The sequence below is a fragment of the Bacillus mobilis genome (genome assembly GCF_001884045.1).
GTDB classification, from domain to species: Bacteria; Bacillota; Bacilli; order Bacillales; family Bacillaceae_G; genus Bacillus_A; species Bacillus_A mobilis.
Genome location: NZ_MACF01000103.1, coordinates 57551 through 78560, shown reverse-complemented (window position 1 = coordinate 78560; position 21010 = coordinate 57551). Strand labels below are relative to the sequence as shown.

The window sequence follows — 21010 nt, the reverse complement described above, 5'->3', positions numbered from 1 at the left end:
AGCAGTCGCTGTCGGCTGGTCTGGTTATTTACAATCTTTACTACAAGGATTTGACATCCATCTGCCCGCCATAATAGCCTCGGCCCCTGGCATAGGAAAAGGCGGCCTTATCGATTTACCGGCTGTTTGTATTTTACTACTCATTACGGGTCTTTTAAGTTTTGGTATACGCGAAAGCGCACGCATTAATAACATTATGGTTCTTATCAAGTTAGCTGTTATTATCGCCTTTATCGTAGCAGGTGCAAAATATGTAAAACCTGAAAATTGGACACCGTTCATTCCGTTCGGATACGACGGTATTATTACTGGGGCTGCCACTGTGTTCTTCGCCTTCTTAGGCTTTGATGCAATCGCAACCGCTGCAGAAGAAACGAAAAAACCACAGCGCGATTTACCAATTGGCATTATCGGTTCCCTTCTTATTTGTACTGTTTTATACATGATTGTATCTTTCGTTTTAACAGGTATGGTCCCGTATACACAATTAGATGTTTCTGATCCAGTTGCCTTTGCCTTACATTTCGTTGGCGAAGATACAATTGCAGGACTACTCGCTGTTGGAGCGATGACTGGAATGACAACCGTCCTCTTAGTCGTTATGTACGGACAAGTTCGCGTTTCTTATGCGATGAGCCGCGACGGACTACTTCCAAAAGCGCTAGCACGTGTAAATAAAAGAGTAAAAGTCCCTTTATTAAACACATGGATCACTGGTGTTGTTGCCGCTTTACTAGCAGGACTTTTAGACTTACATTTACTAGCGAATTTAGTAAACATCGGTACGCTAACAGCCTTTACATTCGTTTGCTGCGCGGTACTTATTTTACGAAAAACACACCCTGACTTAAAACGCGGATTCCGTGCACCTTTCGTACCTGTATTACCAGTTGTCGCGATTCTTTGCTGTTTATATTTAATGATTAATTTGTCTAAAACGACATGGATTAGCTTTATAGCTTGGCTTATAGTCGGCTTATGCTTCTATTTCTTCTACTCTAGAAAGCATAGTCATTTAGCTACTGAAAAAACAAATGATGAAGAGAAAAAAGCATAACAAAATAGCTCGCCGATAAAACGGCGAGCTATCTTTCTATATTCGTATGTTTTTTCGTTAACGATTGTAAAATGAAAAATATGCCGATGCAAGCTGTAAACGATGCCCAATTTCCTATCGGTGTAGAATATGTAAAAACGCCAATACCTACAAGCAATAAAAAAATAATCACCTGATATATAAGCTTCCACTTTTGCATATGTTCCCTCCTTTACTTCGTTCCCTTCTTTTTCTTCTTCCATGCATTTAAACTATCAAAGAAGAAATTAATAAATAACGTGCCTAAACCCGCTAATAAAAACGTCATTAAAAATAAAATCCATATACTTTTCTCTTTTAAGAAATAATATCCTACAAGGAGCACAACCGCGATCCATACATATTCAAGAATTCTTTTTAGCTTTTTCTCTTCCAAATTATTCGCTCCTTCATTCTATACTACTTTTAGTATAACAAAAAAGAAGCCTATCATGATAAGCTTCTTTTCTTCTCTCTTATTTGTTTATGCTTTTTTCAACGAGTGAAATCGCGTATTCCATCGTACGATTCATCGTTTCTACTTGTGCATCTTTTACTTTCGCATCTTTTAATACAGATTCTGCCACTGTAATTTTTTGACTCAATGATTTCACTGAACCGTCCGTTACATTTGCAGCTTGCGCTTTTTTCACTAACGCTTTTGCAGATTCAATATTGATTTGTAATTTTTCTTTCGGTGTTTTCGGCTGTTCTTCTGCCACTTTTGATTGTACAAATGTTACATTAGCTGTTTTTAATTCATTATACGTTTGAACGATTTGCTCTCCAGTACTTCCTACATTTTCAAATACTTGCTTTGCATTATTATAGCTTTTCTCTAATTCTTGAAATGCTTCCTTTGAATATTGGCCTGGCTTATCACCAAATTCATACGTACCAGCTAACACTTCTTTTACTTTTCCAAGCTCTTCATATAAAGCGTTTACTTCTTCTAACTTTGTACGGTTAGAAAACTCATTATATGCTGCTAATACTTCTGAAGAACTTAACGCTTTACTATATAATTTCGCAAGCGCAATTTGTCCATTTAACGGAATACCACCATTCCCGTTGCTATCTGGATCTGCACCAAGTGCAAATGGTACGTTCGGGTGATATACTTTCCCTGTAGCTGGCTGGCTATTTACTTTTTTACCATCTACGTAAATGGCTACTTCACTTCCGTTATACGTTCCTGTTAAATGATATGTTTTATTTGCTGCTAATTGAACCCCAACACGCTTATAGCTACCGCCAATATGAGCCCATAATTCAACATATCCACTTCCTGTAGACTCAAAACCAATTCCGCCGCTCTCTGTATTTTGTAAAATACCTTGCCCGCGGAGTTCATTCATTGAAAATACAGTTTCTAAAGTAAACGTATTTGCTACTTTCTCTTTTTGTGCTGCTGAAAACGGAAGATATCCAAATGTATTTGCTTTTCCATTTAGCTTCATAACATTCTTTTTCAATGCTTTATCATATTCAATAGTCACATTGCCCTTAACATCACCTTTTGTACCAAACGATGAATTGTCTTTAAATGTACCATCTGAAAAGTTCACATCAAAAACATCCGCTTTTGGTACTTTCACATTCGGGTCAATATTATCTTTTTTCGTAGTGATTTCTGCTGTTAACGGCTGTACACTTTCATTGCCGAATGAATCAATCGCAACGACTTCAAGTGTATATGTTTTCCCGCCATCTAGTCCTGCCAGTGTAAATGTTAGTTCTTTCGGCACTGGGTCACGATAAAACTCTGAGAATGCTAACAATTTATTTTTTATTTCTCCCGTTTGCTTATCTCTAGCTTGTACACGGTAAGAATGAACAAGAAGGTTGTCCAATGCTTGCATGAATGTTACTGTTGCTGCATTTTCAGTTACATTTGATACTGATAACTTTGCATCTTTTGCAAAATACGGCTTTTCTTTATCACGATCTTCTACATGTGTAAAAGTTTCTTTCTTTGATGGCAACTGAATTTTCCACGGTTCGCCTGTCCAAGAGTTCGTATGGAAATCACGACGATTAATTGTTACTTCTTTATCATCCACTTCTACTAATAAACCTTGACTTAATGTGCTAGCTCCTGGCGGGATAGTCCCTTGTACTTTACCACCTTCAACTTCCATATAACTTACAGAAGATGTACCAACTGATGTAAAGTCTTTTTGATGAATCGATCTTGGATCATCTAACGGATAGTGTGAATGGCCAGAAAATGTAATGACTTGTGGGTATTGTTTTAATACTTCATTAATTTTTGCGCTATCTTGCGTTCCCCATTCTTGGCTACCGTATACTGTATCTTTAATATGTTGGTGTAAAAATACGAAAATTGGTTTTTCTGGATCATCTTTTTGTGCCTTTGCCATTTCTTGTTTTAACCAATTAATTTGCTTGTCTGAATAATATCCGTGAGTTGTCCCATCCTCTGGAGACATAACAAGGAAGTGATACCCTTTCACCACTTTATGGTAGTAAATCGATTCCATTCCTGTTTTTTCTAAGAAACGCTTCTGTGCTCCCTCTACAGATAAACCGTTCCAATAATCATGGTTTCCTAGAGAATTCATTCGTACTGCATCTTTATTTGCATTTTCATTATATACTTGCATGAAACGATCATATTGCTGCACTGATCCTGTATCTGTGAAATCACCTACGATAACAAAAGCATCTTGCTTTGGTGCAAGCGTATTGAGCTGTTCAATCGCTCGTTTCCAGCGAAACGTATCATCCGTTCCACTATTTTTAATATGTACATCACTTACGACTGGAAAAACTATCTTCTTTTCACTTGGTGCCTTTTCTTGCTTCTTCTCTTCCGCCTTGACTGATGTACTCCACGGAAATGATACGAATGCTAATACAAAAACCATTAATAATCCAATAAGACCTCTTACTTTTCGTAAAGCTGTTCTTTCCACATGAATCCTCCTCATATAATAAATTAATTACACTGGTTATTGTATCGAACATATATTAACTTCATTTAAACTAAAAATGTATTTTGTTTAAATTTTGTAAATATACAGTCAATTTTATATTAAGTGCCACATTTACATAAAACAAGTACTTTTTGTCTAATAGAAAACTAATTTTCCCTATAAAAACTATTAAGAGATATGAGCCTATGAAACTATCACGATTTTATTTTTTTTGTCCATTCTTAACACATCGGCCATGCTGTTACATTTAATAATAATAAATACCTTTTTAAAAGGAGGGATTCCATTGAAACCCCATAAAAACATCGGTTGTTTTGCTCCTTTATCTATCATTTGTCAACCTATTTGTCCCTGTCCTCCTCCTATTCCGCCACCTGAAAGATGTGATGCTGAACTCATTACTAATGAATTCGCCGGGGATATTCTTATCTCCAATGATTTTATTCCAATTTCTCAAAAACAACTAAAACAAACTTACTCCACAGTAACCATTTGGAAAAACGATGGAGTTGTTTCATTATCTGGTACTATCTCCATATATAACAATAGAAATAGTACTTCTGCATTATCCGTCCAAATAATCGGTTCTACCACAAATATTTTTACAGTTTTACCCGGAAACACCATTTCATACACAGGGTTTGATTTACTATCTGTTTCTATTATTGATATTCCATTAGATCCTTCTATTTACATTGAAGGGCGCTATTGTTTCCAATTAACTTACTGTAAATCAAAGCGAGATTGCCTATAACCACAAAAACTATCCTTTTGAATCTAATCAAAAGACTACAAAAAAACGTGCAAACTAATAAATCGTTTGCACGTCTTTTAAATTTTTAAAAATCTATATATACTAAGATAAAGTGTATCGAATTGTCATACAAAATTCCCCCGTTTCAGCAGCTGCTGTTCCAAGAATCGTAACAGTATCAAAACGACGAACTGTAAAAGATGCGCTACTTCCAGTGGCTACAACAATCGTTTCCAATGCAGTCCCTGCTATACCACCAGTATAAAACACAAGTGTAACAGGTCCAGTACCAGTATCTACCTTCAAATACCCCGATGCATAAATATCTTGAGAAATATTATCTGCATAAATTACTTCAGCTGCTGCTGATGCAGTCCAGTCAATACAAACTTTATCTTGAACAATCGTTTTTTGCGAACTTGCACAACATGAAAGATTAGTACTACAATTCCCCATCTTATTTTTCCCCTCTCTATGAAATTAAATAACGTGTAGTAATACAAAACTCTCCTTGGTAGGTTCCTAACGGAGTAGCTGGTGTCGTAATTTGAATAATATTAAAACGACGGAACGTAAACGCAATACTTGTTCCTTCAGAAACGGTAAATGATTGAATCGTTCCTCCGCCCGAATCGAGCACTGCCACTGTAATTTGGTTTGCAGGGCTCACACCCGGCCCGACATCATAAGTTAAATAACCTGTTCCAACGATATTTTGATTCACATTATTCGCATACACAGTAAATGTACTAGCAGCGGCACTAGACCATGAATTACATACTTTATCTTGGACGAAGTTACTACTATTATCCGAACAACACGTTAAAACTGTTCCTGAGCACTCACAAGCCATAGTCTTTCCCTTCTTTCTTTTTTATTCCTTATATGTGTATGTCCTTCAGAGTCTTTTGCCTGTACTATTCATCTATTTTCAAAAAATAAGACAACTCCTGTACGAATGACTAGATAGATTCTGTTCTATTTCTTTTTTTCATAAATTTATAGATTAATATACCACCTACAACAATAACTACGACTAGTAATATCGGTAGCATATATTGTCCAACAACATCCGCCGCTTTTTCCCAATGCGGACCTAATTTCATTCCAAAATAAATATACAAAGTCGTTAACGGGAACATTGCTACAAATGTATATATGCTAAATTTCCATATGTTCATTTTCGCCATACCACATGGAACAGAAATAAGCGTTCGAACTCCCGGTACAAAGCGTCCAACAAATGCTACAACTGGCCCATACTTCTCAAAGAAATCATCTGCTTTTTGAATTTGCTCTTCTTTAATAAAGAAGTATTTCCCGTACTTTATTAATAGAGGACGACCACCGTAATAACCGAGTGCGTATAACGTTAATGGTCCTGTCGTTCCGCCAAGTGTCCCTGCTAATACAGCTAGCCAAAAATTCATATCTCCCTCGTACACCCAATACCCAACCATGGGCAAAACGACTTCTGCTGGAATAAATTCAAACGTTAAAGCCAGTACAACTCCAAAATAAGAAAACTGCTTTAAAAACTCGATTATATCTAAAATAATTTGCTCCATATTTTTAACTCCTATCCAATATTTACATTATGCTTTTCTTGCAATTGCACTGGCGCCATTTTTACAATTCGGTTCAAAATGAATAACACAATTCCAATATCATCTAAAATACCGATAAATGGTAAGAAGTCTGGAATTAAATCGAGCGGCATCGCTACATAACCAACTAAAAAAGCAATGGATAAGATTTTTTTCTTTATTGAAACCTCTTTTGAAGTAAAAAAGTCAAATAGGAATGGGACAAAACGACGAACATGAAATACAACTCTTAATCTACTAATAAGTTTTTTCATTTTTATTTCTCCTCTCTTTGTATACAAAAAGAACCCTACCAAGTATGGTAAGGGTCCTAAAAAAGACAATAAGGGGCCTTTACCATTGCTGGTAAAGGTCTCACTAACAACGAAACGTTGCCAATAAAGCCGAGGGTTTCTCCCTGTAATGACGACTTTACTGTAATAAGTTACTCCCCTTTATATACACAATTTTATACAATCACATTAAAATATTTGCCTAAGCTTGTCAATATTTTTTTCATTCTACATCCAAATTATTACATTAAAAAAGGCTCTCTTCCCTGTTCTCTACGGAAAGGAATTGGAGTATATAACCATCTGGATCATGAAATATTATTTTGACTTCTTCACCATGCCGCTCTTCTACAAATGGTATTTGATAAAATACTAACTTCTTCTTTAACCGCTCGATATTTGTAGTTTTTAACAACAGTTCTTTCACTGATGAGATAACGGTCTCTCTATGTTCTCCCAGTCCCCTATTTACAACAAAACAAATTCTTGTTGAACCGATATCATACCACACACCTGTTACACGTATTTGTGGCCTCTCCTTGCTCGGTTTAAACCCTAGAATTCCTTCATAAAAATATAATGTTTCCTTTAAGTTTTTAGATTCTAATACAATACATGTCGTAACACTTTCCATCCACACTCCCCCTGCCCCTTTTAGTTTTCTATATGAGGCATAATTTGCAATTATGTACGAATACAATACGTAGTGATGAATATTTCATTTATAAAGGAGGCGTGTAACATGGATGAATTTATGAGATCCTACATACCTTTCCATGGCCCAAACGATCCTTGCCCTCCAATTGGAAAGAAATATTACTCAACTCCCCCACACCTATTTATGGGCTTTCAACCACCTAACCTACCCCAATTCTCACCAAAAGAAGCTTTACGAAAAGGAACTCTGTGGCCTGCTTTTTATGATTTTTATGAAAATCCTTACAAAAAAGGACGGTGAATAAACACGTGACACAGACATTGCCTGATGAATATTACAAATGGATTGAAGAACTACAAGAACTAGACTTTGTATTAGTTGAACTTACCCTCTATTTAGATACGCACCCAAACGATACTGCAGCTATAAATCAATTCAACGATTTCTCCTATAAACGAAGAGTATTACAACAAAAAATCGAAGAAAGATATGGGCCACTTCAGCAGTTTGGAAATAGTTACTCTAACGCTCCATGGGAATGGAGCAAAGGACCGTGGCCCTGGCAAATATAAAGGAGAGAGATTATGTGGATTTATGAAAAGAAATTACAATATCCAGTTAAAGTAAGTACTTGTAATCCAGCGCTCGCCAAACTATTAGTGGAACAGTATGGCGGTGCGGACGGCGAACTGGCTGCTGCTCTTCGCTACTTAAATCAACGCTATACAATTCCTGACAAAGTCGTTGGCTTACTAACCGACATTGGGACAGAAGAATTCGCACATTTAGAGATGATTGCGACAATGATTTATAAATTAACAAAAGATGCAACACCAGCGCAAATGAAAGCTGCTGGATTAGACGCACAGTACGCTAATCATGATAGTGCTTTGTTTTATCATAATGCTGGTGGCGTTCCTTTTACTGCTACTTATATTCAAGCAAAAGGAGACCCTATTGCAGATTTATATGAAGATATTGCTGCTGAAGAAAAGGCAAGAGCAACTTATCAATGGCTCATTGATTTATCTGACGATCCTGACATAAATGACAGCTTACGCTTTTTACGTGAACGAGAAATTGTCCATTCGCAACGTTTCCGAGAAGCGGTTGAAATTTTAAAAGAAGAACGCGATCGAAAAATTTATTTTTAATACACGTATCCTAGCGATATGTGTTTTTTTTACGTTCAAAGTTAAATCCTTCCTATTAAAGATATAAATAGTATATTTATTCGATTTAATGCATTATTTTTTAATATTTTCAAAATTCCCTATTGCTTTCTAGTCATCAGACCTTTAAAATAGTAACAGTTACTCGACAAATTATTTGAATTTTCGACAAAAACACTCATTAGGAGGATTTTCTTTATATGCGTACAACTTTAAAACCAGCGCAAATACTTTCGATTAGTTTATTACTATTCGCAGTTTTCTTCGGTGCTGGTAATATGATTTTCCCGCCCCTTCTCGGTCTTTCTTCCGGAGAAAACATGTGGATTTCCATTACAGGATTTATTATTACAGACGTCGGTTTATCTTTACTTGCTATCGTCGCTGTTGCCCTTGCCGGTGGTAGTTTTAACACTTTAGCAAGCCGTGTTCATCCAAAATTCGCAGCAATATTCGCTATCATTATTTATCTTTCAATCGGCCCACTATTTGTTATTCCACGAACTGGATCTGTATCTTACGAAATTGGGATTGCACCACTTTTCCCGGACCAATGGTACTCTATGTTAATCTTTAGTGCGATTTTCTTTACAGTCGTCTACTTCTTATCATTAAATCCATCCAAATTAGTAGATCATATCGGAAAAATATTAACGCCAATTTTACTTGGAATTATTGCAATTATGGCAACAAAAGCGATTCTTTCACCAGGAACATTTGCAGAACCTGTTGGTGACTATAAAGAAATTCCATTTTTCAAAGGATTTCTTGAAGGATTTTTAACATTAGATGCAATCGGTGCTCTCGTATTATCAACAATTGTTGTAAATGCAATTCGCCAAAACGGTATACAAGAGAAGAAATCGATCGCGAAATATACAATTATTTGCGGGAGCATTGCAGCTCTATTCTTAACAATTGTTTATTTCTTACTCGGTTATATCGGCGCTTCAAACGGCAATCTAGGACAATTCGAAAACGGTGGTCAACTATTAGCTACTGTTATGTATCAATTCTTTGGGACAAGCGGTAATGTTTTATTAAGTATCGCCATTATAGCTGCTTGTTTAACGACAGCAATTGGTGTTGTAAGTGCATTCGCCAACTATTTCGCAACAGTACTAACAAACGTTTCATATAAGAAGCTTGTACTATACGTTTGTATCTTCAGCTTCGTTATTTCAAACTTAGGTTTAAGTTTATTAATTAAAATTACATTACCTGTATTAATCATTTTGTATCCAATTACAATCATTTTAATTTTCGTATCATTTATTGATAAATATACGAAACGTAAACCTTCTGTCTACATCGGAGCAATGATCGCAGCATTCATTATTAGCTGTATTCACGCACTTGATAATGTGGAAATGATACCAAACTTTATCGCTAATATCGTACACACCATTCCTTTTTACAACTTAGGAATCGGTTGGATTATTCCAGCAATCATCGGTGGTATAATCGGATACTATATTCCGCAAACAGAAGCTGAAGGTGAAGTTTCTACAAAATAAAGAAAAGAAGCAAGCATGAACTCCATGCTTGCTTCTTTTCACATCGTATGTTTAAAAGTAAATAACTCTTCTTTTGACTGCACAGCAGATTGTTCCTCTTCTACAATGTCCTTCTTTATCTCTCCTCCCAACCTTACTTTCATCATCGCCTCTTCGATACTTTTTACAATCATATTTCCTGAAAAAATAGTAAGTCCAAAAAATGTAATCGGAACAAGAGGGATCCACGGATTCACTGTTAATGACCTAAAGTATACTCCAATTAAACCTGACCATTCATGCGTGTAAGATTCTATTTCTTCTATCGGTCCTAAAAACTGAACTGTTCCACCAAAGAATATTTCCAGTAATCCTAAGTGCAGTAAAATAGTAAGAGTTTGCGTAAACTGCTGAAAAAATACAAGTATAAACGTCATATAGAGATGCGGGAAAATATGCTTTATCACAATGTGCCTTCTCGATCCACCCAATATGCGCGCAGCTTCAATAAATTCTTCGGTTCTCAATTTACGTACTTCCTTCGCAACATACAGTGCAATAACAGGCATCACAAGCATGACAAGTAATAAAACTTGAAACGAAGCCCTTTCCAAAAAGGTTGTTGTTTCCTCCCCACTCCCAAATGCATTTGCAAGGTGAAGAAAAAAGTACGCAATCATAACTGTCGGAATAACTGTAAAACTATCAAAGAAAGCCTCGATTTTTGAAAAGCCTCTTTTTACATATGTTCCGATTACAACACCGAAAAACACACCTATTACCATTCTAAGTGCCGCAATTAAAATAGAGATACCAATCGTCCACTTTGCGCCTTCAATGACTAAATGTAACAGGTCGTATCCTTTCCGGTCTGTCCCAAGTAAAAATTGTAATGAAGGTGAAAACGGTGGCACTTGTGGATTTTCATCCGCATCATATTGCAATGTAACTTGTCTAATATGTCCATCATTCCATATCGTATTTCCGATGCTCAAAAGAACTAATATGAGAAGAAACCCAATGCTTATCCAAAATCTTTTATCGCTTTTTATATACGTCCACATATTATAGTCTCTCCTTCATCGCAGCTGGAATGAGATAATGAAACAATTTAAACAAAATAAAAATCGGAATATAAATAAGTAGCACACTAACGATGAAGACCTCCACCCTAATACCTTCATACGATTTCAAAAACATAAAAATACCACCCGTATTAAAAATCCATTCTATAATATATAAATTAGATAACATAAAAAAGATATTCGTTTTCGCAAAGAAAAGTGTACTAAGCAATACATTTCGTAAAACATGACGATTTAAAATATGAATACGATTTAGCCCTTTCGCCTTAGCAAATAGTACATAATCTTTTTCTAGCTCATTTTCAAAACGAAGCACTAACATTTTTACAAACAGAATCGTAGTCGGTATACTCAAACAAAATATTGGCAATCCTCTAATCGACTCGCCTCCGATTGACGCAATTTGAAAAGGTAAAAAGCCTGTTTGTTTAAAAAACCATACAACTAAAATTTGTGATACTAAAATAAATAAAATGTCTGGAATAGATTCTAAGAAGATAAGAAATGATTTAATGCGATGTTGTATACGCGGTGAACTACTCATAATGACATAAACAATACAAAATGCTACAAATAATGAAATGAAAAAAGCAGCCAAAAAAATGACAATCGTTTCTTTATAATGGACGAACAACTGTGGAAATAAAAATTTACCTCTTACATATTGAAAATTGGAGATATCCATTAAGTTCACAAACACTTCTTTTAAACTCTGTATGTACTTTGATGCATGCAGCTCAAATCCGTAAAACAATTTCGGCAATGCCCCTAGACAAATAATACCCAAAATCGAAATAATAAATTGAACCGTCACTTCCATCCCATTCAGAAAAACTTTTTTGACCACGTTTCCCCTTCTCTCTCTATATAATTTACCCCTTTAATTTTATTCTTAATTTTCTGAATTGTAAATATTCATAAAGAAAAATCACTAGGTTATGATCCTAGTGATTCTTTATGCGCATGCCCTTCTCTTTTCGCAAATGGCATATACAAAATAAAACATCCAATAAGCGCAGCTATTTCTAATGAAATAATATAGTAAGGGTGTGGCCCTAACATATCGAGTAATGAAGCAGTTTCTGGCTTACGAGCTAAAAACATATAATTGCCACCTGTTTTGTAGTTCACAAAAGAAACGATTGGAATTATTATGTTTAAAAATATCATCGTACGCTTAATTGATTGCAAGGTCGGTCTATATCCTTCTACCCATGTCATAAAGAGTGGTGCCCAAATGAGTAATACATGTGCAGCGAAGAATTCTATAAAGCGAAAATGCGGAAAAGCATATTGCACGTTCGGCGTTAAAATAGCTTGTGATGCACCGATAATTCCTGTAAAAAATACAATCTCATATATGCGGTAACTTTTCGTTATAATCATAATCGATGCTAACAATAAACTAATCGTACATAACTCAAATGGTAATGAAGTGCCTAGTTCAAAAATCCCCGCTTTCCATTCCCACATATGGAGCCCAATTTCACTCCCAATAAATAAAAATGCAATCGCATATCGAACCGTTATATTCCACTCACTTTGCCGTAATACATCTTGGTATTGATACAGAAAAAATATCCCCACCAACATAATAAATAATATAAGGACGTGTTGCCTTGAGTATGGAATAAATGGTTTTAATGGATGCGCACTAAAATAAGCTTCCATCTTGCCTCCTCCTCTCCTTCATACAATATTATTGTAAGAAAGAAACAACGAGTCAATTCATTTGCTCACACTTGGACAAACTCTACCTTACATTTACATATTCATACCTTACAAAACTGTAAGGTTATTGTAAGCTAAAACGATTTGTCAGATTCTTCACCTCTTTTATACTGAATGTAGATACTAAAACGAACGAAAAGGTGATAAATAGATGAAGAAGAAAAATAAAGTGTTAATTACTAGTGTAGTAGCAATCGGTATTGCAGCTGGATCATATTTTGCATTTGCTGGTGGTAGTTCAGAAGTAGCAATGGCATATAGCGGATATAAAGTAACAGAAAAACAAATTGAAAACGCGCAAAAATTTGGCGGTGAAGTCATTCCAAACGGCATCGAAACAATTTCATTTGATCCAACAAAAGGTACGTATGAATTAGCTGTAAAAAAAGGGGATGAAGTAAAAAAAGGGCAACTCCTGTTTAAATATAATGACCCTACTGCGAAACAAGGTGTAACAGAAGCAGAAATGCAAAAGAAAATCGCACAAAAAGAAGTAACATTGTTCCAAAAACAAATTGATGCAGCGAAACAAAAATTACAAAAAGATAAAAATGCAGGCCTTCCTGCTGAAGCGTTAAAAGCATCAGAAATCGAAGTACAACAATTAGAATCACAAATTGAAATGAAGAAGTTTGAAGTTGAAAAATCTGATGAAATGATTAAAGCAGCAAAAGAAAAAGTAAACACACTTTCTGTAACGAGCCCTACTGATGGCGTAATTGATGACATCGTAAAAACTGCTGATGAAAAAACAGGTATGAGCGGCATTACACTTCGTCATGCTGGTCCATTTAAAGTAAAAGGTCAACTTTCTGAATACGAGCTTGCTAGTATGAAAGTTGGGCAAGAAGTAACTGTTTCATCAAAAACGGTTGCTGGTAAGACTTGGACAGGAAAAGTAACAGAAATCGGTTCTACACCATTAAAGAGCATGGATGAAAACAAAACTGTTTCTAACTATCAATTCACGGTCACATTAGACAACAGTGAAGAATTACAAAACGGCTTCCACGTTTACGTAACAAGTAAATCTGGCGAAGCAACTGGTACAATTGTTCCGAAAAGCAGCATCGTGAAAAAAGGTGACAAAAATGTTGTCTTCGTTGTAAAAGACGGTAAAGCGAAAGAACAAGCGGTTACTGTTGAATTCGAGACTGATAGCGAAGCAAAAGTTTCTGGAGTGAAAAAAGGAGAACAAATTATCTCTAAACCTGAAAAAGACTTAAAAGATGGTATGGAGGTTGTCGTTGAATGATTAACTTAAAAGGCATCACGAAATCTTTCCAAAATGGTGCAGAATCCGTACAAATATTACACGGCATTGACGTAACACTGAACCAGGGAGAATTCACTTCTATTATGGGACCATCTGGTTCTGGTAAATCAACATTAATGAACATTATCGGTTGCTTAGATAAACCAACGACAGGTGCGTATGAACTAGCTGGTCAAAATATTTCAAACATGTCTGAAACAGAACTTGCACGCGTTCGTAATAAAGAGATCGGATTTGTATTCCAAAACTTCATGTTATTACCGAGACTTACAGCACTTCAAAATGTAGAGCTACCTCTTATTTACGCTGGAGTTGATAAAAAAGAAAGACGTGAGCGTTCATTAGCCGCTTTAACAAAAGTAGGTTTAGCTGATCGCGCTACTCACCTGCCGAACGAATTATCAGGTGGACAAAAACAGCGTGTCGCTGTTGCACGCGCAATCGTAAATAATCCAAAGTTCATTTTAGCCGATGAACCGACGGGTGCACTTGATACGAAAACAAGTACACAAATTATGGACCTCTTTTACGAATTAAACAAACAAGGCTCAACAATCATTATGATTACCCACGATCGTGAAATCGGGGAAGCTGCAGCACGTCAAATTGTAATTCGTGACGGAAATATCGTCCAAGATTGGAGAGGTTAATTTTGAACACGAGTGAAAATATACGCATGGCCCTTTCCTCTATCTTTGCCCACAAAATGCGTTCTATCTTAACGATGCTAGGTATTATTATCGGTATTAGTGCCATTATTACTATCATTTCAATGGGTGATGGCACAAATGCAAAGTTTAAAGAAGAATTAGGCCAAGGAAAAGATAATGAAATAACCATTTACTACAACAACCCTGATTATGGAACAGATAGTGCCAAAATCACACCTGATATGCTAAACCGTCTTCAAACCGTACCAGGCGTTAAAGATGTGTATCCAGATGTAAGTATGAAAGTAAAAGCATCTGCTGGTTCAAAAGATGTAAATCTTGATTTAAAAGGTGGAACAGGCGCCTTTATGACGGATTCGAAAATAAAATTAGTTCACGGTCGTGAATTAAACGACAGCGAATTAAACCAAGCAATCCCTGCTGTTATATTAAATGAAGAAGCTTTCAACAAATTATTTAGTGGTTGGGAATCAAATCAATACACAGATATAAAAGGAAAGCCGTATAAAATAGTCGGTGTATACGAAACGAAAAACGATTTCGGAATGCCTATGCCTGAAGGTTATACATCCCTTGAAAACGCGCCTGTCATTTCAGGAGTAAATGAGTATGACTCTGTAAGATTAACAATGACCTCTCCGACAGAACGTAAAAGTGTAGAAAAACAAGCCGTTTCTGTTTTAAACGAAATGAAAGCTCCTAAATTTGAGCACAAATTCGAAGCACAAGATTTAGGTGAATTTACGAAGCAATTAGACGAATCAATCGGTATGATGAAAATGGTATTCGGTGGTATTGCTGCTATCTCCTTACTTGTTGGTGGTATCGGCGTAATGAACATTATGCTTGTATCTGTAACAGAACGTACACGTGAGATTGGTATTCGTAAAGCACTTGGTGCAACACGCGGTAAAGTATTAACACAATTCTTAATTGAATCTTGTATTTTAACAGGACTCGGTGGTTTCATCGGATTCATGCTCGGTATCTTCTTCGCTTGGATCGTCTCAATCTTTGCCGGATGGCCACTCGTTGTCTCAAAAGAACTTGGACTTCTTGCAGTAGGTATCTCCATGTTAATCGGTATTATATTCGGTCTACTACCAGCTAATAAAGCTGCCAAACTGGATCCGATTGAATGTTTACGATATGAATAAACAAAAACGTAGGAATTTACACTCCTACGTTTTTTTATTTATTAAATCGTGTTTCTTCTATTATATATGTTTCACGTTATACATACCTTTCACTATTTTAAAGTATTAAAGCTATTATAGAATCCTATTATTGCAAAAATAATATGTGACAGACTAAAATCAAGGCGTAATTTTTTCCATACCTCGACTTATTTTGTAACAATTATAGCGATATTTTATCGATTTTCACCTCATTTATATTTCTCTACAACTAAAATAGTTATTTTTACATAACTATTTTCCTGTTCCAACAACAAAATAAGTCGTTTTCGTAACAATTAAGAAACATTTACGTAACACTACAGAAACATTATTAACCGATTAGAAATTGAAATACTCCTATTTTTATGTATTACGTGCTCTAACCTCCCCTAACAACTATAAGAAAGCGCTTTTAGGATATTACTGGAATTATTACAGAATATTAATGACCCGTTACGAATGCTTTGTAGTTTTGTGTTTTCCGCAAATAAGAAAATAATGGTTGCTATAATGAGGTCAACGAAAACAAATGCAATGGAGGCTATTATGAAAAAATTTATGGGTATAGCAACAGCAGCGGTTTTTGGTCTTGGGATTTTCACAACATCTGCTAAAGCAGAAACGATTGTAACAACTGACGTACTAAATGTACGAGAAAACCCAACTACTGAATCACAAGTTGTCGGAAAATTATTAGATGGATATAAAGTTAACGTTTTACATACAGAAAACGGATGGTCAAAAGTGAAATTGAACAGCGGTAAAGAAGCTTTCATTAGCGCTGACTATACAAAAGACACTTACTACGTAACAGCAAACGTATTAAACGTACGTGCTGGTGCAAACACTGACTCAGAAATTCTTGGTAAGTTGAAACAAGATGATGTAATCGAAACAACACACCAAGTACAAAATGACTGGATTCAATTTGAATATAACGGAAAAACAGCTTATGTTCATGTTCCTTACTTAACAGGTAAAGCTCCAGTTAAAGTTCAACCAGCAGTTAAAGTAGAAAAAACAACTAAAGTTCAAGATACAACTAAAGCAGTGGAAGCAACTAAAGCTCGTGAAGTAGCTGAAACGCAAGCAAAAGCTAAGGCGGAGGAAGCAACTAAAGCTCGTGAAGCAGCTCAAGCAGAAGCTAAAGCCGAGGAGGCAGCTAAAGCTCGTGAAGCAGCTAAGGCTCAAGCAGAAGCTAAAGCTCAGGCAGCAGCTGAAGCTCAAGCAGAAGCTAAGGCTCAAGAAGCAGCTAAAGCTCGTGAAGCAGCTAAAGCTCAAGCAGAAGCTGAAGCTCAAGCAGCGGCTAAAGCTCAAGAGGCAGCTAAAGCTCGTGAAGCAGCTAAAGCTCAAGAGGCAGCTGAAGCTCGTGAAGCAGCTAAAGCTCAAGAAGCAGCTAAAGCTCGTGAAGAGGCTAAAGCTCAAAAACCAGCTACACAACAACCTGTTGCAAAAGAAACTGAAACAAGTGCACCATCATCTTCTCGTGAGTTACAAGTTGTAGCAACAGCTTACACAGCAGATCCACTTGAAAATGGTTATAAAGCAGGCGACCAAGTAAAATCAGCTATGGGTCATAACTTAACAGCTAATCCAAACATGAAACTAATTGCAGTTGATCCAAGTGTCATTCCATTAGGTTCAAAAGTATGGGTTGAAGGTTACGGAGTAGCAATCGCTGGTGATACTGGTGGAGCTATTAAAGGACATAAAATCGACGTTTTAATGCCTGATAAAGGTACATCTAGTAACTGGGGACGTAAAACAGTTACAGTGAAAGTTTTAAACTAATTACGCAAAAGAGTCAGTCTCAATAATGAGACTGACTCTTTTTTTATGATTCTTACATTCTTTCTTTCTCTTGAAAGTAAACAATGTTGTCTCGAAGCCACTTCCTCTCCGACATAAACAAATTCCCTCGCTTCTTGTACACTTTATCAAATGTCTTTAAAACTTCTTCACGACCAACAAACTTATGTAAAAAACGCAGGGCAATGACAATCTCTGATTCGTCAGTAGGCTCTACTTCATTTTTACGTCTTCTAGAAACAACTTTCGTTACACATTCGCAAATTGGTTTAATCGCCATTTCATCTCCATATGCATAAATAGCTCGAATAGCCTCATATTTCACTATGACATTTCTATCAGCTAAACCATCAATATAAACTATTTGTAAGTCTGTTCTTCCGATTTCTGCTAAAGTCTCAATAGCTGCTGAACGAATATACGCACATTGCCGAATACCTGTTTTTTCATCATCCATCCGCCTTAATAAATCATCTATATACTCTTCCATCTCCTTCTCTCCCGTCCAAATTAAATCTATCTCTTTGCATTTTATATACGCTAGACTACTATTTCAACAGAAAAAAGAGGATGCCATAGCACCCTCTCCTGTCCTTCCCTATTCCACACAAGTAAACTGTGTCCAAGCTCCTACATAATCTAGTAAGAATAACTCCTCTTCTGCAATTGTACCGACAATATTTTTACGTTCATCTATCGGCATTTCTTTTAGAATGATTTGCAGTTCACCTTTATACTTTCCGAATGAGTTGTTACCAATTACAACTTGACCTCTTTCCTGTAATACACTTTCGCGTACTGGGAAGTCATAGTCTTTGTACTTTTTACGCACTTCTGTAGAACGTACCATATATTCTGTTATGTCGCCGCGTCTTACGTGTAATTCTTGCAGCGTGGCTTTCTTCTCTACTTCAGTCGCTTCGTCTACAAAGTGTACCTTTAGCTGTAACATGTAACGATTTAAGTTTCCTAGTTTTTCTAACTCTCCTTCACTCGCATAAGCATTTCCGATAATCACATCATCAATAAGCCCTGTTGCCCATAAGTGTTTCGCTTGTACTTCAATCGGTAAGTTACGATGTTGTTCTAACGTACATAATCCGTCGTTAATATCCCATGGGCCAATGTCAGCTGCATGTGACGTAATAAATGCTGCCGTACGAATACCGTGTTTTTTAAAGCGTTCACTACAGCGAATGAAATAATCATACGGAAGACCAGTGAACTTTTGCGGATAGAAGTTATGACAACCAATTAAAGCTGGCTTATTCGCCTGATGCGAAAGAATATTTTCTAAATATGCAATATCATTACTTACGTTTAGTTCAATTTTTAAGCCATACGGATTATTCGTCATTTTTGCTTCTGTTAATCCGTCAAAACCTAAATCTAAACGAATACCATCTGCACCTAACTCTGCAAAGAATGATAGATCGCTATAGCTAATACCAAGTTGATCGAATACCGCCGGAGCTACATCTAAAATAACTTCCATATTATTATCTTTTGCATGATTAATAATCTCTTTAAATTCAGCTACAATTTCTTCTTTCGGACGATTCACAGATAATAGACATGTGAATATTCTTGAAAAACCGTGGCGTGCCGCTGCCGAAATGTATGCCATATCTTTTTCTTTCGTTGAATGCTCTGGATAAAGTGAAATTCCTAACTTACGCTCCATGCTTTTGCATCTCCTTCACACGTTGTATTAATGCCATGCTCGTAAATCTATATTTTGCAGATAAACATGTTGCACATAAAATCGTTGGTACAATAATTACGTACGGTGATTGTAACCCTAACATTACATAGGCACCCATTGAACTACCGATAAATAAAATTGATACGAGTAGTAACACTAATAAAGATTTACTTTGTACCCATTTTGAATAATGTGCAATACACTGCCCCGCTACGAATGTAATTAAGATGATAATTGCTCCGAGCATTTTTCTTTCTCCTCTCCTGCTACTTGTTGTTTCTCATACATTTTGAAGAATGGATAGTAAATAACGAATGAGATAACAAAGTTAACAAGTACAAGTACACCAGCCATGATTGTCCAGTCCGTACTAATAATCGCTGCAATTGGTGCTAACATCGTAAATGGCAATTTCGCCATCATCATCGGAATCACACCTGAAACAACTGCGAAATATGATACTGTCGTTGTCACTAACGGTGTAATAACGAATGGAATAATTAAAATTGGGTTCATTACAATTGGTGCCCCGAAAATAATCGGTTCGTTAATATTGAATAAGCCTGGTACGAATGATAATCTACCTAGCTCTTTTAGGAACTTAGATTTAGAGAACATAAACATAATAACTAAAGCTAACGTTGAGCCTGATCCACCAATCCATACGAACCATTGAATAAATTGCTCTGTAAATAAGTTTGGTAATTGATGTGCATTTCCTGTAGCTGTGAATACTTCCATATTTTCAAGAATTGCTGAATCCCACATCGGACGAATGATTGGTCCTAAAATCGCTGGGCCATGTATACCGAATGACCAGAAGAACACGATTAAGAATACTGTTAATAAACCGCCAAATAAATTATTTCCTACTAATACTGATTTTAGTGGTGCGATTAAATATGTGATTGTTGTATTTACATCAAATTTTAAACCGTAACGAATACCCCAGAATAAAAGAATAACGACTAAAGTTGGAATTAATGCTGCAAACGAATTTGAAACTGCTGGTGGTACACTATCTGGTAATTTAATCGAGATATTATGCTTAATCATAAAATGATAAATTTCTACTGCAATTAATGCTGTAACAATTGCTCCGAATAAAGATGTTGCACTTAATGTTCCTACTGAAATGTATCTACCTGCATCAATAACACCTGGTACAGCTTTCGTAATTTGAATTGGTTCAACTGATGCTAGTAAAAAGGCGAGTACAGATAACAAACCTGCACTTAACTGATTGAGTTGATAAAAGTTCGCGAGTGAAGCTCCTACCCCAAACGCTGCGTATAACGCCATTAAACCTACTGTAAATCGGAATGGAATATCTAAAATATGGCGAAACGGTGCAATCCATTCCATATATGCATCAATTGGTAAATTTAAAAAGATAACGAAAAATGATCCGACAATCGTTAACGGCAATGTAGAAATAACCCCGTTTCGAATTGCTAATAAATGTCGTTGTCCTGCAATCTTTTGCGTTGTTGGCATAATCTTTTGTTCCATAAAACTCATAAAACCATTCATCAATACCCCTCCTCTTTCTCTTTACTAC

24 protein-coding genes and 1 pseudogene are annotated in these 21010 nt (G+C 36.1%); 10 read left to right on the top strand and 15 right to left on the bottom strand.

What is annotated here, in order from left to right; genetic code table 11:
• Positions 1 to 1057, top strand: a 1057-nt coding sequence (locus BAQ44_RS17515) for an APC family permease (protein ID WP_071722614.1), incomplete at its 5' end; no start/stop codon positions are given.
• A 28-nt stretch (positions 1058 to 1085) separates the two neighbouring features.
• Here BAQ44_RS17515 and BAQ44_RS31130 read toward each other — a convergent pair.
• From BAQ44_RS31130 to BAQ44_RS17505, 3 genes are all read right to left on the bottom strand, one after another.
• Positions 1086 to 1256: a hypothetical protein gene (locus tag BAQ44_RS31130; RefSeq protein WP_080467861.1), complete on the bottom strand. Its 171-nt coding sequence runs from the start codon at positions 1254 to 1256 to the stop codon at positions 1086 to 1088.
• Between the two features lie 12 nt (positions 1257 to 1268).
• Complete coding sequence (locus tag BAQ44_RS17510) at positions 1269 to 1472, bottom strand: hypothetical protein (RefSeq protein WP_000391503.1); 204 nt, start codon at positions 1470 to 1472, stop codon at positions 1269 to 1271.
• 79 nt (positions 1473 to 1551) lie between these two features.
• The gene (locus BAQ44_RS17505; protein ID WP_071722612.1) at positions 1552 to 4014 is read right to left on the bottom strand and encodes a LamG-like jellyroll fold domain-containing protein; all 2463 of its coding nucleotides are present in this window, start codon (positions 4012 to 4014) and stop codon (positions 1552 to 1554) included.
• A gap of 307 nt (positions 4015 to 4321) precedes the next feature.
• Between BAQ44_RS17505 and BAQ44_RS17500 the strand changes: the two genes are divergently transcribed.
• The gene (locus tag BAQ44_RS17500; protein WP_061677848.1) at positions 4322 to 4789 is read left to right on the top strand and encodes an S-Ena type endospore appendage; all 468 of its coding nucleotides are present in this window, start codon (positions 4322 to 4324) and stop codon (positions 4787 to 4789) included.
• Positions 4790 to 4891: 102 nt separating this feature from the next.
• On the opposite strand, the gene BAQ44_RS17495 is transcribed toward BAQ44_RS17500, so the two are convergent.
• From BAQ44_RS17495 to BAQ44_RS17475, 5 genes are all read right to left on the bottom strand, one after another.
• Positions 4892 to 5245: a DUF3992 domain-containing protein gene (locus BAQ44_RS17495; protein ID WP_000526010.1), complete on the bottom strand. Its 354-nt coding sequence runs from the start codon at positions 5243 to 5245 to the stop codon at positions 4892 to 4894.
• 16 nt (positions 5246 to 5261) lie between these two features.
• A complete protein-coding gene (locus tag BAQ44_RS17490) occupies positions 5262 to 5642 on the bottom strand; it encodes a DUF3992 domain-containing protein (RefSeq protein ID WP_048545698.1) in 381 nt (126 codons plus the stop codon).
• Positions 5643 to 5751: 109 nt separating this feature from the next.
• Positions 5752 to 6357 carry a DedA family protein gene (locus tag BAQ44_RS17485; RefSeq protein WP_061677846.1) on the bottom strand — a complete coding sequence of 202 codons (606 nt, stop codon included), beginning with the start codon at positions 6355 to 6357 and terminating at the stop codon, positions 5752 to 5754.
• A gap of 11 nt (positions 6358 to 6368) precedes the next feature.
• Positions 6369 to 6650 carry a YkvA family protein gene (locus BAQ44_RS17480; RefSeq protein WP_000733843.1) on the bottom strand — a complete coding sequence of 94 codons (282 nt, stop codon included), beginning with the start codon at positions 6648 to 6650 and terminating at the stop codon, positions 6369 to 6371.
• A gap of 265 nt (positions 6651 to 6915) precedes the next feature.
• A complete protein-coding gene (locus tag BAQ44_RS17475) occupies positions 6916 to 7302 on the bottom strand; it encodes a VOC family protein (protein ID WP_071722609.1) in 387 nt (128 codons plus the stop codon).
• A gap of 108 nt (positions 7303 to 7410) precedes the next feature.
• Here BAQ44_RS17475 and BAQ44_RS17470 point away from each other — a divergent pair, with 108 nt between their 5' ends.
• The 4 genes from BAQ44_RS17470 to brnQ2 all read left to right on the top strand — a co-directional run bounded on the left by BAQ44_RS17470 (position 7411) and on the right by brnQ2 (position 10015).
• The gene (locus tag BAQ44_RS17470) at positions 7411 to 7626 is read left to right on the top strand and encodes a spore coat associated protein CotJA (protein ID WP_071722607.1); all 216 of its coding nucleotides are present in this window, start codon (positions 7411 to 7413) and stop codon (positions 7624 to 7626) included.
• Positions 7627 to 7634: 8 nt separating this feature from the next.
• Positions 7635 to 7898 (top strand): spore coat protein CotJB, encoded by a 264-nt coding sequence (locus BAQ44_RS17465; protein ID WP_061677843.1) that lies wholly within the window; start codon positions 7635 to 7637, stop codon positions 7896 to 7898.
• A gap of 12 nt (positions 7899 to 7910) precedes the next feature.
• Entirely contained in the window at positions 7911 to 8480 is a 570-nt protein-coding gene (gene cotJC / locus BAQ44_RS17460; RefSeq protein WP_061677842.1) for a spore coat protein CotJC, read from the top strand.
• A 218-nt stretch (positions 8481 to 8698) separates the two neighbouring features.
• Complete coding sequence (brnQ2, locus tag BAQ44_RS17455; protein ID WP_071722605.1) at positions 8699 to 10015, top strand: branched-chain amino acid transport system II carrier protein BrnQ2; 1317 nt, start codon at positions 8699 to 8701, stop codon at positions 10013 to 10015.
• Between the two features lie 38 nt (positions 10016 to 10053).
• On the opposite strand, the gene BAQ44_RS17450 is transcribed toward brnQ2, so the two are convergent.
• The 3 genes from BAQ44_RS17450 to BAQ44_RS17440 all read right to left on the bottom strand — a co-directional run bounded on the left by BAQ44_RS17450 (position 10054) and on the right by BAQ44_RS17440 (position 12750).
• On the bottom strand, positions 10054 to 11058 hold the full coding sequence (locus BAQ44_RS17450) for an ABC transporter permease (RefSeq protein ID WP_071722603.1): 1005 nt from the start codon (positions 11056 to 11058) through the stop codon (positions 10054 to 10056).
• Position 11059: 1 nt separating this feature from the next.
• Positions 11060 to 11926 (bottom strand): ABC transporter permease subunit, encoded by an 867-nt coding sequence (locus BAQ44_RS17445; RefSeq protein ID WP_071722601.1) that lies wholly within the window; start codon positions 11924 to 11926, stop codon positions 11060 to 11062.
• Positions 11927 to 12015: 89 nt separating this feature from the next.
• Positions 12016 to 12750 carry a YwaF family protein gene (locus tag BAQ44_RS17440; RefSeq protein WP_071722599.1) on the bottom strand — a complete coding sequence of 245 codons (735 nt, stop codon included), beginning with the start codon at positions 12748 to 12750 and terminating at the stop codon, positions 12016 to 12018.
• A 211-nt stretch (positions 12751 to 12961) separates the two neighbouring features.
• On the opposite strand from BAQ44_RS17440, the gene BAQ44_RS17435 reads away from it, so the two are divergent.
• The 4 genes from BAQ44_RS17435 to entC all read left to right on the top strand — a co-directional run bounded on the left by BAQ44_RS17435 (position 12962) and on the right by entC (position 17726).
• Positions 12962 to 14065 carry an efflux RND transporter periplasmic adaptor subunit gene (locus BAQ44_RS17435; RefSeq protein WP_061676276.1) on the top strand — a complete coding sequence of 368 codons (1104 nt, stop codon included), beginning with the start codon at positions 12962 to 12964 and terminating at the stop codon, positions 14063 to 14065.
• The gene (locus BAQ44_RS17430; protein WP_000609098.1) at positions 14062 to 14736 is read left to right on the top strand and encodes an ABC transporter ATP-binding protein; all 675 of its coding nucleotides are present in this window, start codon (positions 14062 to 14064) and stop codon (positions 14734 to 14736) included. The genes BAQ44_RS17435 and BAQ44_RS17430 overlap by 4 nt, the downstream gene beginning before the upstream one ends.
• 26 nt (positions 14737 to 14762) lie before the next feature.
• The gene (locus BAQ44_RS17425; protein ID WP_406517277.1) at positions 14763 to 15914 is read left to right on the top strand and encodes an ABC transporter permease; all 1152 of its coding nucleotides are present in this window, start codon (positions 14763 to 14765) and stop codon (positions 15912 to 15914) included.
• Positions 15915 to 16358: 444 nt separating this feature from the next.
• Complete coding sequence (gene entC, locus BAQ44_RS17420; protein WP_071722597.1) at positions 16359 to 17726, top strand: cell wall-binding protein EntC; 1368 nt, start codon at positions 16359 to 16361, stop codon at positions 17724 to 17726.
• A 52-nt stretch (positions 17727 to 17778) separates the two neighbouring features.
• Here entC and BAQ44_RS17415 read toward each other — a convergent pair.
• The 4 genes and pseudogenes from BAQ44_RS17415 to BAQ44_RS17400 all read right to left on the bottom strand — a co-directional run.
• A pseudogene (locus tag BAQ44_RS17415) lies at positions 17779 to 18168 on the bottom strand (HEAT repeat domain-containing protein); the annotation flags it as partial.
• Positions 18169 to 18342: 174 nt separating this feature from the next.
• Positions 18343 to 19428: a DUF871 domain-containing protein gene (locus tag BAQ44_RS17410; RefSeq protein WP_071722594.1), complete on the bottom strand. Its 1086-nt coding sequence runs from the start codon at positions 19426 to 19428 to the stop codon at positions 18343 to 18345.
• The gene (locus BAQ44_RS17405) at positions 19418 to 19696 is read right to left on the bottom strand and encodes a hypothetical protein (protein WP_061680153.1); all 279 of its coding nucleotides are present in this window, start codon (positions 19694 to 19696) and stop codon (positions 19418 to 19420) included. The genes BAQ44_RS17410 and BAQ44_RS17405 overlap by 11 nt, the downstream gene beginning before the upstream one ends.
• Positions 19672 to 20982: a PTS sugar transporter subunit IIC gene (locus tag BAQ44_RS17400; RefSeq protein WP_071722592.1), complete on the bottom strand. Its 1311-nt coding sequence runs from the start codon at positions 20980 to 20982 to the stop codon at positions 19672 to 19674. Before BAQ44_RS17400 ends, BAQ44_RS17405 begins: the two co-directional genes overlap by 25 nt.
• Between the last annotated feature and the right edge of the window lie 28 nt (positions 20983 to 21010).

What these genes read in the sequence shown, in the direction of transcription:
- brnQ2 (WP_071722605.1), top strand. Translation starts at nt 8,699, where the DNA reads ATGCGTACAACTTTAAAACCAGCGCAAATACTTTCGATTAGTTTATTA.
- BAQ44_RS17430 (WP_000609098.1), top strand. Translation starts at nt 14,062, where the DNA reads ATGATTAACTTAAAAGGCATCACGAAATCTTTCCAAAATGGTGCAGAA.
- BAQ44_RS17450 (WP_071722603.1), bottom strand. Translation starts at nt 11,058, where the DNA reads ATGTGGACGTATATAAAAAGCGATAAAAGATTTTGGATAAGCATTGGG.
- BAQ44_RS17400 (WP_071722592.1), bottom strand. Translation starts at nt 20,982, where the DNA reads ATGAATGGTTTTATGAGTTTTATGGAACAAAAGATTATGCCAACAACG.
- BAQ44_RS17480 (WP_000733843.1), bottom strand. Translation starts at nt 6,650, where the DNA reads ATGAAAAAACTTATTAGTAGATTAAGAGTTGTATTTCATGTTCGTCGT.
- BAQ44_RS17495 (WP_000526010.1), bottom strand. Translation starts at nt 5,245, where the DNA reads ATGGGGAATTGTAGTACTAATCTTTCATGTTGTGCAAGTTCGCAAAAA.
- BAQ44_RS17425 (WP_406517277.1), top strand. Translation starts at nt 14,763, where the DNA reads ATGGCCCTTTCCTCTATCTTTGCCCACAAAATGCGTTCTATCTTAACG.
- BAQ44_RS17490 (WP_048545698.1), bottom strand. Translation starts at nt 5,642, where the DNA reads ATGGCTTGTGAGTGCTCAGGAACAGTTTTAACGTGTTGTTCGGATAAT.
- BAQ44_RS17435 (WP_061676276.1), top strand. Translation starts at nt 12,962, where the DNA reads ATGAAGAAGAAAAATAAAGTGTTAATTACTAGTGTAGTAGCAATCGGT.
- BAQ44_RS17440 (WP_071722599.1), bottom strand. Translation starts at nt 12,750, where the DNA reads ATGGAAGCTTATTTTAGTGCGCATCCATTAAAACCATTTATTCCATAC.
- BAQ44_RS17470 (WP_071722607.1), top strand. Translation starts at nt 7,411, where the DNA reads ATGGATGAATTTATGAGATCCTACATACCTTTCCATGGCCCAAACGAT.
- BAQ44_RS17410 (WP_071722594.1), bottom strand. Translation starts at nt 19,428, where the DNA reads ATGGAGCGTAAGTTAGGAATTTCACTTTATCCAGAGCATTCAACGAAA.
- BAQ44_RS17405 (WP_061680153.1), bottom strand. Translation starts at nt 19,696, where the DNA reads ATGCTCGGAGCAATTATCATCTTAATTACATTCGTAGCGGGGCAGTGT.
- cotJC (WP_061677842.1), top strand. Translation starts at nt 7,911, where the DNA reads ATGTGGATTTATGAAAAGAAATTACAATATCCAGTTAAAGTAAGTACT.
- BAQ44_RS17485 (WP_061677846.1), bottom strand. Translation starts at nt 6,357, where the DNA reads ATGGAGCAAATTATTTTAGATATAATCGAGTTTTTAAAGCAGTTTTCT.
- BAQ44_RS31130 (WP_080467861.1), bottom strand. Translation starts at nt 1,256, where the DNA reads ATGCAAAAGTGGAAGCTTATATATCAGGTGATTATTTTTTTATTGCTT.
- BAQ44_RS17475 (WP_071722609.1), bottom strand. Translation starts at nt 7,302, where the DNA reads ATGGAAAGTGTTACGACATGTATTGTATTAGAATCTAAAAACTTAAAG.